Genomic DNA, 19,240 nt, shown 5'->3' on the forward strand with positions numbered 1-19,240 from the left:
AAAAAAACCTCAAAGTCTTTTTTAAAAAGCTCGTTGTGTTTTCAGAAAAGCTCGGCATCTTTTTAATAAAGCTCGGTATGTTTTTCATGTAGGGGCAGATTGCATCATCCCCTCATTAAGCCGGTCATCCTTCTTTTCCGTTCATCCTTACATTTTAATTAAAACACTCACATAATCAATCGGTTAAGAATGACAGCACATTCCCTCATCCTCCCTTCAGCCGCGCTTTCCGAGTCCCTTCACAATCTGCCTTCAGCAATTCCCTTGTGTACTTTCTACACCTCTTTTCAGCCTGCCGTTTTCTGTAGGGGCAGACCCATGTGTCTGCCCGAGAACAGTTCACTTTAAGTTATTGGGGTCATTGGGCGGACACATGGGTCCGCTCCTACCGTAAAGTATTATCGAAAAAGTTCAAAAGCCGGAAGAAGTTTTACAGATGAAAGGAGGCTGAAACGACAATACGGAATGTCCATTCACTACCGGAAGCCCCATTAACAGGGCGTTTCAACAACTAATGAAAGGAGGAAGGGAGAAACAGATTTTCGCTTTCTTTCTTGCAGGTTCCATGCTTTTGTTATATATTGCCACCCTGTTTTAAACAAGCTTAGAATGAATTTTATTCTTGGAAATACATCTATCAATGAAACGAGCCGTATTATTTTTATTACTGAACTTGACTATTTGTGTTATTTATGCCCAGAGCCAACCTGTTTCCCAAAGGCTGGATGCTTTGCTGAACGACGAAATCCTGAAAACTTCCGAAGTTGGTATCACGGTCTTCGACCTGACCATGGGTGAATCTCTTTATCGGTATCAGGATGAGAAACTGTATCGCCCTGCTTCCATTGAGAAGGTGATTACTTCTGTCACAGCGCTTGCCCGTCTTGGGGCAGATTATACAATGGATACCCATCTTCGCTATACCGGGAAAATAGAGAATGATACACTGAAAGGGAATCTTTATCTGATAGGGGGCTTTGACCCGGAGCTGATGGATGAAGACCTGGATAGCCTCGTGGCGGCGGTGGAAGCGCAGGGTATCCGGTATGTGACGGATACCATTGCTGCCGATGTCTCGATGATGGATTCCGTATATTGGGGACCGGGGTGGTCGTGGGATGATACTCCTTATTCATTTCAGCCTTATCTTTCTCCTCTGATGCTGAATCGCGGTTGTGTGGATGTGTCTGTTTCACCTGCTCAGAAAGATTCTTTGCCGACAGTGCGTTGTACTCCGGTTTCAGATTATTACCGGGTTTGTAATCGGGCAGTGAGCCGTAACCCGCAGGCAGGGAAATTGGAAATCACCCGCAACTGGCTTTCCAATGGTAATGTGATAACGGTTTCGGGCAACGTATCCGGGCCATACACAGGGCAAGTGAATATTTATACTTCCAAGGATTTTCTTTTCCATACGTTTATCCAACGTTTGGAAGAGAAGGGAATTACCTCCGGTGTGCATACTTATGCTGATTGTCCCACCGCCAGTGACAGTATTGCAACTCTTTATACCATCAGGAGGCCTATCAAACAAGTGTTGGAACGTGCTTTGAAGAAGAGTGATAACTTGTGTGCCGAATCCATGTTTTATCATCTTGCCGCCAAACATGCCTCACACAACCGGGTGACTGCCGGTGACGGAACGGAGGCCATTGCCGGTTTTATGAAGGATGTACTTGGCTTTAATCCTGATTATTATAAAATAGCCGATGGTAGCGGGGTATCCTTATATAATTATATCTCTCCGCGGCTATTGTTGGAGTATTTGAAGTATGCCTATTATCATCGGGATATCTTTTTGCCGTTGTATGATGCTCTTCCCATTGCCGGAGTGGACGGCACATTGCAATACCGTATGAAGCAAACCAAGGCCCGGGGGAATGTTCGTGCCAAGACCGGCTCGGTGACCGGAGTGAGTTCTTTGGCCGGATATGTGAAAGGGGCTGACGGACATCAACTGGCTTTCGTTATCATTAATCAGAATGTGCTGAAATTAAGCCGTGCGCGTGCTTTCCAAGATAAAGTTTGCGATATTCTTTCTCGCTAATATGGGGGTTCCTGTCTGCAGGGCAGCGCATTTAAGGGTAAGTGAAAGTGTTTTTGCGACAGGATGGACAAAATTTACACCTTTTCTGAACGATTACTGTATCTTGAAGCTGTGAATGTTTTGTAACTTTGCCCAAGTAGAAATCAAAAGAATACCATAAAACACATAAAATAGCGTATGAAAACAAATTATGAAATCCGCTATGCCGCTCATCCCGAAGATGCCAAGCGCTATGATACCGCAAGGATACGTCGCGACTTTCTGATAGAAAAGGTTTTTTCGGATAATGAGGTAAATATAGTATATTCTATGTACGACCGTATGGTGGTAGGGGGAGCCCAACCCGTAGGTGAAGTACTGAAACTCGAAGCTATCGAGCCTTTGAAAGCTCCTTATTTTCTAACCCGCCGCGAAATGGGTATATTCAATGTGGGAGGCCCCGGTATAGTAAAAGCCGGTGATGCCGTGTTTGAATTGGATTATAAAGAGGCGCTCTATCTGGGAGCGGGAGACCGTGAAGTGTCTTTTGAAAGTAAAGACGTCTGCCGGCCCGCCAAGTTTTATTTCAACTCTACTACCGCACATCGTAATTATCCCGATAAAAAGGTTACTAAGGCAGATGCCATCGTTGCAGAAATGGGTTCGTTGGAGGGATCTAACCATCGTTGCATCAACAAGATGTTGGTCAGTCAGGTGTTGCCCACTTGCCAGTTGCAGATGGGAATGACAGAATTGAAACCGGGAAGCGTATGGAATACTATGCCGGCACATGTACACAGCCGTCGCATGGAAGCCTATTTCTATTTTGAGGTTCCCGAGGAACATGCTGTCTGTCATTTTATGGGGGAAGTGGACGAGACACGGCATGTGTGGATGAAAGGAGAGCAGGCTGTACTGTCTCCCGAATGGTCTATTCACAGTGCTGCTGCTACGCATAATTATACCTTTATTTGGGGAATGGGTGGCGAAAATCTTGATTATGGAGACCAGGACTTTTCTCTGATAACAGATTTAAAATAAGAAAGTAAGACGGAAAAGAGTTTTATTAAACGTTTTGTGTGCGATAACGGAAGTTTTTTATTACCTTTGGGCGTCGTAATGGATAAGAGAATACAAGAAATAAATTATTATACTAAAACATTAAATTAATTACTATGGTGAATTTTTCATTGGAAGGTAAGGTAGCTCTCGTAACAGGTGCTTCTTACGGAATTGGTTTTGCTATTGCATCAGCGTTTGCTGCTGCTGGTGCTACTATCGTTTTCAACGATATCAAGCAGGAATTGGTAGACAAAGGTTTGGCTGCTTATAAGGAAAAAGGCATTAAGGCTTTCGGTTATATATGTGACGTTACCAACGAAGAGCAAGTGAACGCTTTGGTGGCACAGGTAGAAAAAGAAGTAGGCGTTATCGATATTCTTGTAAACAATGCAGGTATTATCAAACGTATCCCGATGTGTGATATGAGCGCAGCAGAATTCCGCCAGGTTATCGACGTTGACTTGAATGCTCCGTTTATCGTATCTAAAGCCGTTATCCCCGGTATGATTAAAAAAGGTCATGGAAAGATTATCAATATCTGCTCTATGATGAGTGAACTGGGACGTGAAACTGTATCTGCTTATGCAGCCGCTAAAGGTGGCTTGAAGATGTTGACCCGTAACATTGCTTCTGAATACGGTGAGTACAATATTCAGTGTAACGGTATCGGCCCGGGTTACATCGCTACTCCTCAAACAGCTCCGTTGCGTGAACTTCAGGCTGATGGCTCACGTCATCCGTTCGACCAGTTCATCATCGCCAAGACTCCGGCTGCACGTTGGGGAACTCCCGAAGATTTGCAGGGTCCTGCTGTGTTCCTGGCATCAGATGCTTCTGACTTTGTCAACGGTCATGTGCTTTACGTTGACGGTGGTATTTTGGCTTATATCGGTAAACAACCCAAATAATATAAATGCCCGGAAAGGGTTATTTTCAGGTACGGATGGGAGTGTGTCAAAACTAAACCAGCCTATCCAATCGTCAGCTGTAGGGGCAGGGTTTGCCTGCCCGAAGACACAAAGTAAACTGTTTTCGGGCGAGCGAACCTCGCCCCTACGAACGAAACGACAGCATTATCCACGTTTTGACACAACCCCATTCTCCTTTCATTAAATAGATAATATGAAGAAAATCTTTTTAGTAGTGGCAGCGGCATGTTCGTTGTGTTCTTGTTCACAACAGCAGCCGGTTACTGTAACTGTCACTAATCCTTTGGCTATGGACCGTAGCGGTGAGATGGTGGAAGTATCTATGGCGGAGATTTCATCTAAGTTGCAATTGCCGGATACGGCGCAAGTAATTGTATTGGATGAAAACGACCTGGAAGTTCCTTATCAGGTCACTTATAATGATATGCTTATTTTCCCGACCTCGGTAAAGGCATCTTCTACAGCCACTTATACTATTAAACCGGGTAATCCGCAACCGGTGGATGTCATTTCCTGCGGTCGTGTTTATCCTGAGCGTGTAGATGATATTGCTTGGGAAAACGACCGTGCCGCTTACCGTGCTTATGGTCCTGCACTTCAGGCAACCGGAGAGAGGGCTTATGGTTATGACGTATTTACCAAACGTGTGCCCGAACCGGTGGTGGAAGACCGTTATGACGGTGAGCTGAATAGGAATATCTCTTATCATGTAGACCACGGAAACGGTATGGATGTGTATGCAGTAGGGCCTACATTGGGCGGCGGTACAGCTGCTTTGTTCCCCGATAGCACCATTGCTTATCCGTATTGCTGGAAAGAATGTGAGGTGCTGGACAATGGTCCGCTCCGTTTCACGGCAAAATTGGTTTATAATCCATTGATTATAAAAGGAGATAGCAATGTGGTGGAAACTCGTGTCATTTCTTTGGATAAAGGTTCACAGTTGAACAAAACAGTGATTTCGTATACTGATTTGAAGGAAGTGACTCCTATTGTGGCCGGTATCGTTATTCATAAAGAAAACCCGACGGGATATTCTTTCGATTCCAATGCCGGGTATATTGCTTATGCCGATTCTACCCAGAATCCGAGAAACAATAACGGTATTATTTATGTGGGTGCTGTATTTCCTGCCAGCCTGAATGCTGCAAAAGCGCAGTTCTTCCCTGAAACAGAAAGGAAAGAACATGGCGGTGCTCTCGGACATGTGTTGGGTATCAGCGATTATGAGCCGGGAACTGAATATGTTTACTATTGGGGTTCGGGCTGGAGCAAATATGGTTTTGCAGCCGATACCGAATGGACGAAGTATTTGGAGAACTTTGCTCAGCAGGTGCGTAACCCATTGACAGTGACTGTGAAGTAAAAGAATATAGTGGATGATTAAAAAGTTACCTGAAAAGCCGTGTGCTTTAAGGTAACTTTTTCTTTTTATTGAATAACCGGAATACGATGATGAAACGAAGAATGATGATTGGTTTCCTATGCGGATTATTACGTCCCGAAAAGCCTTAGTTTTCGGTAAGGAACTGCTTACTCTTCCTTATGGAATTCTCACAGTCCCTTTCTTTCTTTCTTTTGTTGTATCTTAAAAGTTCTTTTTGATTATTTCCTGCATCACTTCCGATTTCTTGTCTTCGTCATTTGCCTCTTTCCTCAGTTCCAGCAAGCGTGCCTTCATTTCTTTGATAACCGGAGCATACTCGGCATCCTTATATGCGTTGTGATTCTCGTGCGGGTCTTTCTGTAAGTCATAGAATTCCCACGACGGAGCAGTCGGAGTATCGTCCGAACCGGTGGCATCCAACCTGTTTCCGTAAAGGAACATAAGTTTATAGCGTTCATTGCGGATACCGATGTGTGCCGGGCGAATGGTGTGGTGTGTCCAATAACGATAGTACATATCTTTGCGCCAATGGTCGGATGTTTTTCCGGCAAGGTTGTTGCGGAAACTTTGTCCTTGCGATTTGTCTGGAGCCTTTACGTGTGCATAATCGGCAAGCATGGCTGCAAAGTCTGTGTTCAGGATAATATCCTTGTTGCGTGTGCCGGCGGGTATTTCCTTTGGATAACGGATGACAAACGGCATACGGAGCGGTTCTTCATACATCATTCGTTTATCAAAGAATCCATGTTCTCCCAAGAAATATCCTTGGTCTGATACATAAATGACAATGGTATTCTTTGCCAGTCCTTTTTCGTCCAGATAGCGGAGCAGACGGCCTATATTGTCGTCGATGGTGGCGCCGCAGCGCAGATAGTCTTTTATCATTTTCTGATATATCTTCTTTCGGGCGGAAATGCTGTCCATGCCTTCGGTGCTGAAGGGGAGTTCCGGATATTGGCACCACCACGGGCCTTTGGATGCCTGTTCCCATCGCCAACCCATATTTTCAAGTTGACGTCCGGTGAAAGTACGTCCCGAAGCAATGGTATCGAATTCCATCATGGTGTCCGGTTCGGGAAAGGTTACATCATCATATAGATGTTTCATGCGTTCGGGGAAATCCCATGGCTCATGGGTTGCTTTAAAATGGCAGCAAAGCATAAACGGTTTATCGGTGTTGCGTTCTTCCATCCATTGGATACATTTGTCTGTCACCAAGTCGGTTGAGAAGCCTTTCTCTTCTATGCCACTACGTTCTTCCGTATCATCTTTCCAGTTGTCGGCTGTTTTGAAAAGCGGATTGATGTATTCTCCTTGGTCATGGAACACGCTGAAGGTGTCGAAGCCGGAGGGTTGTGTCTTGAGGTGCCATTTGCCGAAAAGAGCTGTTTGATAGCCGCCTGCCTGCATTTGTTTGGCGATATTGTCCTGATTACGGTCGAAGCTGTCTTCCAGTGTCCTTACTCCGTTGATGTGACTGTAAGCGCCTGTCAGGATAGTGGCCCGGCTGGGGGCGGAGATAGAATTGGTGCAAAAGCAGTTATCCAGCACGCATCCTTCATCGGCGAGGCGTTTGATATTGTCGTTCTTTACATACGGAGCCAATATACCTCCGTACACTCCCCATGCCTGTGAGGTGTGGTCGTCGGAGAGAATAAACAGGATATTGGGACGTTCTTTGTCTTGTTCTTGCGCTTGGAGCTCTCCTGCCGATAATGGTTGGCAAAGCAATGCGCCGGTCAGTAATTGAAGTGTTTTTCTTTTCATCATGTTCTTGTGTTTTTTGTTTGGATAGTTTTCGACCGGCGGTCAGTCGAAAACCTTGAATTCATATCCTTGTTCCAACAACCATTCAATGGCTCTTGGCAATGCATATTTCATGTTCTTTTCCGCTTTAATCGAATCGTGAAAGGTGATGATGGAACCATTGCGCACATAGTGCTTGACTTTGCGCAACACTTGCCGTCCGTTCAGCCGTTTGCTGTAATCGCGGGTAACGAGGTCCCACATTACTATTTGGTATTTATGCCGGAGCACCATATATTGCATCCAGCGCATGTGTCCGTGTGGCGGTCGGAACAGGTTGGTGTGAATCAGTTCGTTTGCCTTGTCGGTGTTGGCCAGATAATTATCGCTCCGGTATTCAAATCCGCGGATGTGGTTAAAAGTATGATTGCCCAACCGATGTCCGCGGTCTACTATCATTTTAAACTCTTCGGGATGCTTGCGTACATTATCGCCTACCAAAAAGAAAGTGGCTTTGATATTATACTTGTCCAATAAGTCGAGTACCCACGGTGTGATTTCAGGAATGGGTCCGTCATCAAATGTAAGATAGACCGCTTTTACATGCTTATCCATGCGCCAAAAGGCGCGTGGATAGAGCATGCGGAGTATCAGTGGCGGTTGTTCTATTAACATAAGCGTGTGTGCTTTTTATTTTCTTTTTCCACCTACGCGGTTGTTGAATACTTCGTAAAGTTCTTCAAACTTCTTGGTATAGTGGGCAGACATATCCGATTTCGGTTTCTGTTCGCCTTCGCTTTCCACACCGCTTGCGGCATTGCAACGTGCCAAAGCTTTGTTGAGTTCGTCCAGAATATAGAAGTTGCGGACACACTCTTCATACGAATTGGCCAAGCGTTGGTCGTCAAGGCTCAGATACCAGCTGATATATTCCACTGCCTTGTTTGCCAGGTCGCTCAGGATGGCTTCTGCTTTTTCTGTTTCGCCCAAGGCCAGATAATCGTCTGCCATTTCTTTCGAGCTGCTCATGATATAATCATGGGGCACGGTTGTGCTGGGAATTACTTTCAGACTATAGTCGAGAACTTCCAGTGCTTTGTCTTTCTTGCCTTCCTTTATCAGTTGGCTGGCAAGTTGGATAAACATACGGCGGTGTGTCAGGCACATGCGCATGACTGTCTCGTCAATATAGATATCGGGATTGTCGATACCGCCGAACTTGAACTTGTTCATCAGGTTGTCATACATCTTTTCCGAATCGATACGTGCATTGAGTGCTGTGGTATTGAACGGAGTGATGCGGTAGGCAAGACCTTCCTGTATGAAGTTGTTGCCTAAGTTCAGATGATTGTCGCTGCCCACAGTGATAGCCATGTACAGCGGACGTTCCCAATTGGTATTCGCCAACATTTCGAGCATCATCAGTTCGCTCTTGTAAAGCATACGTTTGCCTTTCAGCGAGATATTCATATATTCGGGTATCTCACCATGCAATGAGTCGGGAATCATCATGCCCGAGCGTTTGATGGCTTCTTTGTCCAGTTTGATGACAATGCTGTCTGTAGGAATCATCTGCAGACCTTCTTTCGGGGAGCGTACCCAGTATTTCAGGATATTCTTCAGCTCATAAGGATTGTCTCCGAACTCTTTTGCAGCATCTTCGGGGTTTTGTTTATAGAAGTTCTTGATGCTTTCCATCACTTCGGGACGGATGGCAACTGCTTCGTTATGCCCCTGCACATATTCCAGACGACTCCAGTCGATAGGTACGGCAGGCGAATCGTATGCCTGACGCTTCATCTGGTCAATGTACCAGTCTGTTTGCAGGTAACTCAGGTTGCAGACACGCACATCGGTGCGGAAACCTTCTGTCTCCTGATTATACCACAATGGGAAGGTATCGTTGTCACCGTTGGTGAAGATAATCGGGTTGCCTTCTTCCTGTACAGTGCTCAAATAGTTTTGGCCGAAGTCGCGTGCCACGTAGCGGTTGCTGCGGTCGTGGTCGTCCCAAGTCTGGCTTACCATTTGGATAGGCACGAACAAGCAAACTACTGTCGCAAGGATAGAGGCCGGCTTTTCACCGATTTTTTTCTGTAACCATTCAGAGATACCTGCCACACCCATACCAATCCAGATGGCAAAAGCATAGAACGAACCGGCATAGGCATAGTCGCGTTCACGGGGTTGAAGGGGGGTCTGGTTGAGGTAGAGCACAATGGCAAGACCGGTCATAAAGAACAGGAAGAATACAATCCAGAACTGTTGGATACCGATTGGCTCGTAGATTATTTTTCCGTCCGGCGTGGTGATGCGTCTCACCTTGTAAGCCTGCCAGAACAGACCGATAAGTCCGAGCAAAAGAGGCAGACAGTAGAATACATTATGTCCTTTATTGTTCTTCAGGTCGGAGGGGAGCAGGCTTTGGTCGCCTACCAGGAATTTGTCGACAGGCGGAATACCGGTAATCCAGTTTCCGTGTTCTATCTCTCCTTGTCCCTGAATGTCATTCTGGCGTCCGGCAAAGTTCCACATGAAGTATCTCCAATACATGAAGTTCACTTGATAAGAGAAGAAGAACTTGATGTTGTCCCATTGGGTGGGGACTTTTACCATCATCATCTGTCCGCATTGGTCGTAAGGCACTTGTGTACCTTCCACTCCGCCCAGCCAGTCTTCGTATGACTGTGCATGTGCCTCGCTGTACATACGCGGGAACAGCATATTCTGTGCATACTTATATTCTGTTTTATGACGAACCACTTCGTAGCTGTCTTTTTCGTCGGGAGTAGCTTTTTCTTTCCGTTGATATATCGGAGCTCCTTCCGTCACATCATACACGCATCCGCCGTCCACTTCTTTGAGTGCCGGTTTTGAGGTATAAGCCTGTCCGTAGAACAAAGGACGGGTTCCGTATTGTTCGCGGCCGAGGTATTCGCCCAGCGTGAAGATATCTTCCGGTGAGTTCTGGTCCATCGGTGTATTGGCTGTGGAACGAATCACAATGAGCGCATACGATGAATAACCTACCATAATCATCATGATGCAGAGTAAAGAGGTATTGAGCGTGCGTGCACTGATTTGGTATTTCTTGTCCAGTTTGGCAAATAGATAAATACCCAATGCCGCTAAAATGATAATGCCGATAAAAGCACTGCTCCATCCATATCCGTAAAACGGAATGCCCAGCATGGCGATAGTGGTGAGGAAAGCGATGTTCATGCGTTTGCGGCTCTTCTCCACATAACTTTCGTATACGCCCCAAATGATGGAGGCTGCCAATAAGATAATGTAGACAATCAATCCACTGTTGAAAGGCATACCCAGTCCGTTGACAAACAGCAACTCAAACCAGCCGCCCACTTTCACTACACCCGGTACGATGCCATAAAGCACGGCAGCCACCAGTACCATCGATCCGGCTAAGGCAAGCAGACTGCCTTTCAGATTGGCGTCAGGATTCTTTTTGTAATAGTAAACCAATACAATGGCAGGGATACACAGCAAGTTAAGCAAGTGCACACCAATGGAAAGTCCTGTCAGATAGGCAATCAGAATCAGCCAACGGTCACTGTGAGGCTCGTTTGCCACACTTTCCCACTTCAGGATAAGCCAGAATACGACTGCGGTGAACAGGCTGGAGTAGGCATATACTTCACCCTCTACAGCACTGAACCAGAAGGTATCGCTCCAGGTATAAGCCAAGGCTCCTACAAGGCCCGACCCCATGATGGTAATAAGTTTGCCCAATGTCATTTCGTTGTCATCGGGGCACACCAACTTTTTTACGAGGTATGTAATACTCCAAAACAGGAATAAGATACACGCCGCACTCATCAAGGCACTCATGGTGTTCACCATACGGGCCACCTGACTGGGGTCACTGGTAAACTGGCTGAATAAATTTGCGGTAAGCATGAAGAAAGGTGCGCCGGGGGGGTGTCCTACCTCAAGTTTGTAGCCGGTAGTGATAAATTCAGGGCAATCCCAAAAACTGGCTGTCGGTTCGATGGTCATGCAATAAGTAATAGCTGCGATGACAAAAGCAATCCAACCAACCAGATTGTTTACTAATTTGTACTGTTTCATGAAATTATATTTGTTTCGTTAACATTCGACGAGCGCAAAGATAGTAAAGATATAGTTATTTACCGCTTGAATGTCTGTTATTTAGTGTTATGGCGGTCATAACTATCCTCTTTTTCGGGTAATTCATCCGGTTTGTACTTCTTTATTATCCTTCGATAATCAGGTGTAAAGGCAATAAAACAGACGCTTGGTGATTAGAGTTGGAGTTTTTTTTGTAATTTGGTCGCACTTATTAAATCTAAAGAATATGAAATTCATGAATAGAGTAATTGTGGCGTGTTGCATCTTGTTATGTACTTCTGTGTGGCAGATAAATGCTCAGGATTATCCTTTCCGTCGGGCAGACTTGCCGGTGGAGGAGAGAGTGGAAGATTTGGTTCGGCGGATGACGCTGGAAGAGAAGATTGACTTGTTGGCAGGTTATCAGGATTTCTATCTTCATCCTTGTGAACGATTGGGCATACCTGCTTTTAAACTGGCGGACGGGCCTTTGGGAGTTGCTTCATGGGGATTGTTTGGCAAAGCTACAGCCTTCCCGTCGGCATTGTCTTTGGCAGCGTCATGGAATAGGGACTTGGCAGCCCGGGTGGGTGACTGTTACGGACAGGAATGGCGTGCCCGGGGCATTCATTTTCTTTTGGCACCGGGGGTGAATACTTATAGAGCTTCGAAGGGGGCCCGAAACTTTGAATACATGGGTGAAGACCCTTATCTTTCTTCAGAGATGGTGGTTCCTTTCATTAAGGGAGTGCAGGAAAGAGGTGTAATAGCCACCGTTAAACATTTTGCAGCCAATGATCAGGAGTATGACCGTTATACAGTAAGTTCGGAAGTGTCTGAACGTGCGTTGCGTGAGATTTATCTTCCGGCATTTAAGGCGGCAGTGCAAAAGGCGGGAGTGAAAGCGGTGATGACCGGTTACAATCCGGTGAATGGTGTATATTGTACGGAAAATAAATATCTGATTGATATCTTGAAGAAAGAATGGGGATTCAAAGGTATGCTGATGTCTGATTGGGCATGTACCTACTCCGCAGACAAGGCAGCCAATCATGGACTGGACCTTGAAATGGGCAGTAACGACTGGTTTGTCAGGGAGAAGCTGTTGCCTCTTGTCGAACAGGGAGTGGTGACGGAAGAGACTATTAATGAGAAGGTACGCAGGATTTACGGCACGTGCATCGAAATGGGATTTTTTGACCGTCCGCAGTTGGATACGACGATTCCTGTTTATAACCCGAAAGCCAACCGAATGGCGTACGAAGCCGCTAAGGAGGGAATGATTCTGCTGAAGAATGAAGATAACATATTGCCATTGAAACAGGTGGCTAAGATTGCAGTAATCGGACCTAACGCCTGTTATAACTTGGTGACGGACAGGCAGCATAATGTAAACGGCATTACTTATGGGGGTGGCGGCAGTTCTAAGGTGCATCCTTGGCATGTCACTTCGGTCTTGCAGGGTATAGAGGCGGAATATCCTAATGCGGAAGTGGGGTATGCGGAAGGAATATCCAATGCATATAAGCCGAGATTGTTTCGTTCCTGTCAGTTTTATACGGAAGATGGAAAACAAGGATTGACGGCAAGATATTATAAAACGGGGCAGGGGGATGGCAATGCTTTGTCCGATAAATTGATTCAGCAACAGGCGAAAGCAGCGGGAAGGACAGTAAATGCCAACAGTGTTTCGGGTGTTTCGCCTGCTGCCAATGGAGAAAGTACGAATAAAGATTTAGTAATGGAAAGAATTGACCGTCATGTAGATTTCTCATGGTGGGGAACTCCGAAGGAGGGATTGGGTGAGGATTATCGTGTGGAATGGGAGGGCTATGTTCCTGTGGAACGGAATGACAGTCTTCTGTTTTTTGTCGATGCACAAGGAGGGTATCGTTTGTGGATTGATGGAAAGATGTACTTGGATGCATCAGTTTCCCAGTCTTTTGATTGCAGGCAAGTGGCAGTGGAAGGACAGAAGGGGACACGTCTGCATGTGAAGTTGGAATACTTGAACCAGCGGAGTTTGCCCGCAGAGATTCGTTTGGGATATGATTATAAAGGTAATCTGGATTTTTCGGAAGCTTTGCGGTTGGCACGTCAGGCAGATGTGGTGATATTCTGTGGCGGTTTGGACGGAAGTATCGAGTTGGAAGGGCGTGACCGTCCGTTTGAACTGCCTTACGGTCAGGATATGCTGATAAATCGGTTGGCTGAGGTAAATCCGAATCTTATTGTCAGTCTGCATGCCGGAGGAGGTGTGAAAATGAGTCCGTGGATTGACCGGGTAAAGGCAGTGGTGCATCTGCTTTATCCGGGGCAGGCAGGTGGAAGAGCATTTGCCGAGATGTTGTCGGGAAAGGTGGTTCCTTCAGCTAAGTTGCCTTTTACGATAGAAAAGAGATGGGAAGATTCTCCGGCCTGTGGCAATTATGATGAGACACGGAAAGAAAAGAAAGTATATTATAATGAAGGAATATTCGTGGGCTACCGTGGATATGACCAGAAACAGGTCGAACCGCTCTATCCGTTTGGTTATGGGTTGTCTTATACTTCATTCGAGTATTCGGATTTGCAGTTGGCGGAAATAGACAAGAAGAACAAGTCGGTTACGCTTTCTTTCAATATAACGAATACGGGAGATTACGGAGGGGCGGAGGTGGCTCAGATATATGTGCGTGATATTGTTTCGAAAGAGGTACGTCCGTTGAAGGAATTAAAAGGTTTCCGGAAAGTATTCCTTCGTCCCGGTGAGACAAAGAGTGTTTCGGTTGCATTGGATAAAGATGCTTTTCAGTATTTCAGCGAGAAGAAATCTGACTGGGTGTTTGAGTCGGGGGAATTTGAGATATGGGTAGGTGCTTCTTCCAAGGATATCCGTTTGAAAACGAAAGTAAAGATGTAATAGGAAGAGGAGGTGTGCCAAAATGAAATCGGGCTATCATTTTGACACACCTTTCTATAATCACTTTTCAGTCTGTCTGTCTTCGTGACAGTGGCATTTCAGTATGCGATGGGGGAAATTGCCGTGTCCCAACAGCTCGATGGGGCATCCGAAGTGTTCTTCCAGCCATTCGGTGGGAACTTCCGTATCGGGGTGGTAATCCAGTGTTTCGTTGACACACGCGATTGTCTTTACATTTTGCAAGACAGTACCGATGTCGTGGCTTACCAGGATAATGGCTCGTTCTTTATTGATTTCTTCCAATAAAGAGTATAGTTTTGCTTCAAAGCGTTTGTCTATATACGTGTTCGGCTCGTCCAATATCACTACTTCCGGATTAGAGACAAGCGCCCGTCCCAGAAGTGCCCGTTGCAACTGTCCGCCACTCAGCTCACCGATAGCACGCCCTTCCAGTCCTTCCAATCCCATACGGGAGATAATTTGTCTGACTTGTTCGTGCTGTTCCGAAGAATACCGGTGTAGCAATGATTTCTGTTTGCTGAGACCGGACAATACGACTTCGTATACCGAAATAGGGAACTTCTTATCGATGCTGTTGTACTGAGGCAGGTATCCCATGGTTATTTCCGGTACTTCTTTACCGTTTTTATAAAAACGGATGGTGCCCGATACCGGTTTCAGTAGTCCTAAGATTAATTTAATCAGCGTCGTCTTTCCGCCTCCGTTAGGGCCGATAACACCTAGAAAGTCACGCTCATATACGGTCAGGTTGACGCGGCTGAGTACGGTCTTTCCATCATAAGCGGCAGAGATATCGGTTAGTTGTATAATAGGATGGTTTGTCATAAGCACTTTTATTTGGTAAGAGACTTTGCCACATTTATCATTTCTTCCTTCCAATCGTAGCTTAGCGGATTAATCGGAATTACATTTACTCCCAGCTCATCAGCTATCAATTTGGCGTTACGTGTATCAAACTCCTGCTGTACAAAAATGACGTGAGCATTGTCACGACGGCAGGTCTCGATTAAATTTTTGAGATGAGCAGGCGAGGGTTCTTTTCCTCCTTCTTCGATGCTGATTTGTTTTAATCCGTAATCGCGGGCGAAATAGCTTAATGCCGGGTGATAAATAAGAAAAGTGGTATCTGCATGTTGCAGTAGTCCGCGAAGTTCATTGTCTGTATGGGTGATAATGCCTTGCAAACTATCCAGACGATGTTTGTAATAGGGTGCATTGACACTGTCCAACTGGCACAGGGCAGCATAGATGTTATCAGCTATTATAGAAGCATTCCGGGTGGAGTTCCAAATGTGTGGCTCAATGCCTCCTCCATGATGATGGTCGCCATGGTCGTGTTCTTCCTCATAGATAGGGTCTATACCTTTAGAAGTATCGAATACCTTGAGGTGCGGGGCGTTGGAAGTCAATTTATCCATCCATGCTTGTTCGAATCCAATGTAACCGATGCGTAAGTAGGCAGTACTTTTGTCTAGATTGACTAACTGTTGCGGAGTAGGGTCGTAAGTCTCCGGGCTGCTGCCCTTAGGAACCATACTGACTACATTATATTTATCTCCGGCAATGACTTCCGTGAAGTATCGCAACGGCTCGAGTGTAACGGTTAATGTCTCTTTGCCGGGCTGTTGCTGCTTGGAGCCGCAAGCACTCAGGCAAAGCAGAGTGACGAAAAAGAGAGCGATTCGTTTCATATTTTCATTTATTGATTGTTTATTTAGTGGCTCGTAATATTTCACGTTTCCCACCCGGAGGTCCCGGAAGACGTTCCACTGTAAATCCGGCTGCCTGCAACATTCTTCTCACTACCCCTTTGGCGCAATAGGTGGTCAGGATGCCTCCTTTGTTTAATAGTTCATATAAAGAGTTGAATAAAGACTGTTCCCACATTTCCGGCTGCTTTTCGGGTGCAAACGCATCAAAATAGATAATGTCATAACCGGATAGAGAGGTCTGTCTTGCTCCTTCCGAATGAAAAAGGCGGGTAAAATCCCCTTCTATCTTATGGAGTGTGAACCACGGAGAGAGTGCCACGTCCGTGCCCCATCCGACACGGTGAATGGCGTAGTAATCTTCTTCATGTCCTTTTCCTATAAGGCCGGGATAATTCAATTTATGTACGGTATCTTCACTTAACGGATACCGTTCGATGCCTGTATAATATATTTTCTTCCGAATATCCGCTGCAGTAAGCAGGGTGAGGAAAGCATTCAGACCTGTGCCCAGTCCTATCTCGAGAATACGCGGTTCGGCAACCGGAGAATGCTTCAGTCCCATTTCAATGAATATATGTTGTGACTCCGTCAATGCTCCTTTTACCGAATGATAATGTTCATCCAACTCAGGCACATAGAGTGTATAACTGCCGTCTGCTGTCTGTTCCAGTTCCATAAAATTATTTCATTAAAGCGGAGGCTTCCAGCACTCCCCAAACCAACAATGCATATCGAAGCACCTTTCCGACTGTCATGGCGAGGATAACAATCCATATATTAGCACGCATCATGCCCAGTACGATGGAAATGGCACTTCCCAAGATAGGGATAAAAGCAAAGAATGCCATCCATGCTCCCCGTCCGTGTACAAATTTCTCGGCGCGGTCCATCTTTTCTTTTTTTACATGGAAATATTTCTCTATCCATTCCATGTTTCCCAAATGTCCCATCCAGTAGCAGGTCATGCCCCCGGATACGTTTCCGGCTGTGGCGGCGGCAATACTTATCACCGGGTCTAAACCCAGCGGACCGACACAAGCTGCCAATACAGCTTCCGAACTGAAAGGAAGAACACTGCCGGCTATGAAAGAGCCGAGAAATAGCCCCCAATATCCCCAGTCTATCAGGAATTGAAGAATTGCATCCATAAATTATAAATAGCTAATGTTATTAGGATAACAAATGTAATGATGAAAAAGATGCCGGAAAAGCGATTACGGGTCAAAGTAAATAAATGTCCTGCTAAAATGGACATGATAATGATTTGCAGTTGCAGCAACACGTTGAAGTGCTGAGGTTGCAACAAACCTAATGTATAAGTCCATGCTTCGACGGCTATCAGGAATGAGAGGAACAAACGTGTACGTGTCTTGTCCAAATAGGAGACCATAAAATAGTGCACGCTGCATATCAGTGATATCAGTGTAACGGTTCCCCACGAAATAATTTGATTGGGAGTAAAACCGGTATAGCGGATAGGCTCGAATTGTATCAATGATTGCAGTGGGTGGTAAAACAACTCCATTTTATCATAATAGAATGTGTAGCCAAAGAGAAACCAATAGGGAACTATCAGTCCGATAAGTCCGGCAAAGAATGTTTTTGCCGACAATGAGCGGAAACTAATCATACTGATATAGAATAAAGGAGCAAAATACAACAATTGCGGAAAGGCAAGGCTACCGAGTCCGATAAAGAAAAAGGCATGAAAGATGCTCCCTGATGCCTGTCCGGATTCGTAGCTGCGGAATAATTGGAACAGAGCGATGATAAATGCCGGCGGGACAAGGTTGGAGATATGGAATGGATGGAGAAACATACATGCCGACATGATGAATCCAAACAGACTGACGTGCAGCATAGTCCGGGTTCGTATCAGGGTGAAAGCTGTATTCATTTCAATCATCATGTATCCGGTCAACGCACACGATACAAAACTGAGCAACTCACTCCATAAATGGATGCTGGCTCCCCATAAAAACAGGCATATAAGGATGACAACGGGAAGGGTTAACCTTCCCGTTGCTACATCTATTTGGAATTTATTATAGCCTGTCATGCATTATTTTTTCAATGATGACACTATTAAAGGTCGAATCCGATATCCGAACGGAAATACTTCTTTTCGAAATCTATCTTTTTGGCATTGGCAAAAGACTGAGCCAATGCTTCTGCTTTATCAGCACCATAAGAGCTGACTGCAATGACACGTCCGCCGCTAGTCACTACCCGTCCGTCTTTCAATGCGGTTCCGGCATGGAATACGATACTGTCTTTGATAGCATCCAGTCCATTGATGGCGAAGCCTTTGTCGTAATGTTCGGGATAGCCTCCCGATACCAACATGACACATACGGCAGAACGTGGGTCTATTTCCAGTGTCTTCTCATTCAGGTTGCCGGCAGCCACTCCTTCAAAAAGTTCTACCAGGTCACTCTTGATGCGGAGCATGACACTTTCTGTTTCAGGGTCACCCATGCGGACGTTGTATTCAATCACCATCGGTTCACCTTTTACATTGATAAGGCCGAAGAAGATGAAACCCTTGTATTCGATACCTTCGGCAGCGAGCCCTTCCACAGTGGGACGAATAATGCGGTCTTCTACCTTTTGCATCCATTCCTTATCGGCAAACGGAACAGGAGAAATACTACCCATACCACCGGTATTCAAACCTTTGTCGCCTTCACCTATGCGTTTGTAGTCCTTTGCTTCGGGCAGAATCTTGTAGTTCTTTCCGTCTGTCAGAACGAATACGGAGCATTCGATACCACTCAGGAATTCTTCAATGACTACAGTGGCGGAAGCATCGCCGAACATACCGCTCAGCATTTCTTTCAATTCTTTCTTTGCTTCTTCCAGTGTAGGCAGAATCAATACCCCTTTGCCTGCACACAGTCCGTCGGCTTTCAGTACATACGGAGCTTCCAGTGTTTCGAGAAATGCCAAACCTTCTTCCAGGTTAGCGGCAGTAATGCTCTTATAACCGGCAGTCGGAATGTGATGACGCTGCATGAATTCTTTTGCAAATTCTTTGCTTCCTTCCAATACGGCACCTGCCTTTGACGGGCCGATGACAGGGATATTCTTCAATGCTTCGTCGTTTTTGAAGTAGTCGTATACTCCTTTGACCAATGGGTCTTCAGGACCCACTACTACCATGTTTATATCATTTTTTACTACAAACTCTTTGATGGCTGCAAAGTCGTCGGCTTTCATAGCTACATTCTCGCCTACCTCGCTTGTTCCGGCATTTCCCGGAGCTATATACAGTTTCTCAATCTTGGGGCTTTGGGCAATCTTCCATGCCAGGGCGTGTTCACGTCCGCCTGAGCCTAATAGTAACAGTTTCATATTCTGATATTG

At 45.6% G+C, this 19,240-nt stretch carries 14 protein-coding genes; 5 read left to right on the forward strand and 9 right to left on the reverse strand.

What is annotated here, in order from left to right; all coding sequences use genetic code 11:
• Window positions 1-640: 640 nt before the first annotated feature.
• The 4 genes from dacB to QYT14_RS17815 all read left to right on the forward strand — a co-directional run bounded on the left by dacB (window position 641) and on the right by QYT14_RS17815 (window position 5,383).
• The gene (gene dacB, locus QYT14_RS17800; RefSeq protein WP_288325680.1) at window positions 641-2,047 is read left to right on the forward strand and encodes a D-alanyl-D-alanine carboxypeptidase/D-alanyl-D-alanine-endopeptidase; all 1,407 of its coding nucleotides are present in this window, start codon (window positions 641-643) and stop codon (window positions 2,045-2,047) included.
• Between the two features lie 177 nt (window positions 2,048-2,224).
• Complete coding sequence (gene kduI, locus QYT14_RS17805) at window positions 2,225-3,067, forward strand: 5-dehydro-4-deoxy-D-glucuronate isomerase (RefSeq protein ID WP_288325679.1); 843 nt, start codon at window positions 2,225-2,227, stop codon at window positions 3,065-3,067.
• Between the two features lie 134 nt (window positions 3,068-3,201).
• Window positions 3,202-3,996 (forward strand): gluconate 5-dehydrogenase, encoded by a 795-nt coding sequence (locus tag QYT14_RS17810; RefSeq protein WP_237039620.1) that lies wholly within the window; start codon window positions 3,202-3,204, stop codon window positions 3,994-3,996.
• Between the two features lie 214 nt (window positions 3,997-4,210).
• A complete protein-coding gene (locus QYT14_RS17815; protein ID WP_237039619.1) occupies window positions 4,211-5,383 on the forward strand; it encodes a DUF4861 domain-containing protein in 1,173 nt (390 codons plus the stop codon).
• Between the two features lie 222 nt (window positions 5,384-5,605).
• On the opposite strand, the gene QYT14_RS17820 is transcribed toward QYT14_RS17815, so the two are convergent.
• The 3 genes from QYT14_RS17820 to QYT14_RS17830 are packed head-to-tail and all read right to left on the reverse strand — an operon-like array spanning window position 5,606 to window position 11,239.
• A complete protein-coding gene (locus tag QYT14_RS17820; RefSeq protein ID WP_288325678.1) occupies window positions 5,606-7,174 on the reverse strand; it encodes a sulfatase in 1,569 nt (522 codons plus the stop codon).
• Window positions 7,175-7,213: 39 nt separating this feature from the next.
• Window positions 7,214-7,825 (reverse strand): polysaccharide deacetylase family protein, encoded by a 612-nt coding sequence (locus QYT14_RS17825; RefSeq protein ID WP_237039617.1) that lies wholly within the window; start codon window positions 7,823-7,825, stop codon window positions 7,214-7,216.
• Window positions 7,826-7,840: 15 nt separating this feature from the next.
• Window positions 7,841-11,239: a DUF2723 domain-containing protein gene (locus QYT14_RS17830; RefSeq protein ID WP_288325677.1), complete on the reverse strand. Its 3,399-nt coding sequence runs from the start codon at window positions 11,237-11,239 to the stop codon at window positions 7,841-7,843.
• 247 nt (window positions 11,240-11,486) lie between these two features.
• Between QYT14_RS17830 and QYT14_RS17835 the strand changes: the two genes are divergently transcribed.
• Complete coding sequence (locus tag QYT14_RS17835; RefSeq protein ID WP_289307807.1) at window positions 11,487-14,141, forward strand: glycoside hydrolase family 3 C-terminal domain-containing protein; 2,655 nt, start codon at window positions 11,487-11,489, stop codon at window positions 14,139-14,141.
• A gap of 60 nt (window positions 14,142-14,201) precedes the next feature.
• Here QYT14_RS17835 and QYT14_RS17840 read toward each other — a convergent pair whose 3' ends face one another.
• From QYT14_RS17840 to purD, 6 genes are read right to left on the reverse strand one after another with little or no spacing between them, the layout of a single operon-like run.
• Window positions 14,202-14,987 (reverse strand): metal ABC transporter ATP-binding protein, encoded by a 786-nt coding sequence (locus tag QYT14_RS17840; RefSeq protein ID WP_237039614.1) that lies wholly within the window; start codon window positions 14,985-14,987, stop codon window positions 14,202-14,204.
• Window positions 14,988-14,995: 8 nt separating this feature from the next.
• A complete protein-coding gene (locus QYT14_RS17845) occupies window positions 14,996-15,853 on the reverse strand; it encodes a zinc ABC transporter substrate-binding protein (RefSeq protein WP_237039613.1) in 858 nt (285 codons plus the stop codon).
• Between the two features lie 19 nt (window positions 15,854-15,872).
• On the reverse strand, window positions 15,873-16,550 hold the full coding sequence (gene mnmD / locus QYT14_RS17850) for a tRNA (5-methylaminomethyl-2-thiouridine)(34)-methyltransferase MnmD (protein ID WP_237039612.1): 678 nt from the start codon (window positions 16,548-16,550) through the stop codon (window positions 15,873-15,875).
• A 4-nt stretch (window positions 16,551-16,554) separates the two neighbouring features.
• On the reverse strand, window positions 16,555-17,022 hold the full coding sequence (locus tag QYT14_RS17855) for a VTT domain-containing protein (RefSeq protein WP_237039611.1): 468 nt from the start codon (window positions 17,020-17,022) through the stop codon (window positions 16,555-16,557).
• On the reverse strand, window positions 16,998-17,933 hold the full coding sequence (locus tag QYT14_RS17860) for a hypothetical protein (RefSeq protein WP_237039610.1): 936 nt from the start codon (window positions 17,931-17,933) through the stop codon (window positions 16,998-17,000). Before QYT14_RS17860 ends, QYT14_RS17855 begins: the two co-directional genes overlap by 25 nt.
• Window positions 17,934-17,959: 26 nt before the next feature.
• Entirely contained in the window at window positions 17,960-19,228 is a 1,269-nt protein-coding gene (gene purD / locus QYT14_RS17865) for a phosphoribosylamine--glycine ligase (protein WP_288325675.1), read from the reverse strand.
• Window positions 19,229-19,240 lie beyond the last annotated feature (12 nt).

It is taken from the genome of uncultured Phocaeicola sp. (genome assembly GCF_948499155.1).
Taxonomy (GTDB): domain Bacteria; phylum Bacteroidota; class Bacteroidia; order Bacteroidales; family Bacteroidaceae; genus Phocaeicola; species Phocaeicola faecalis.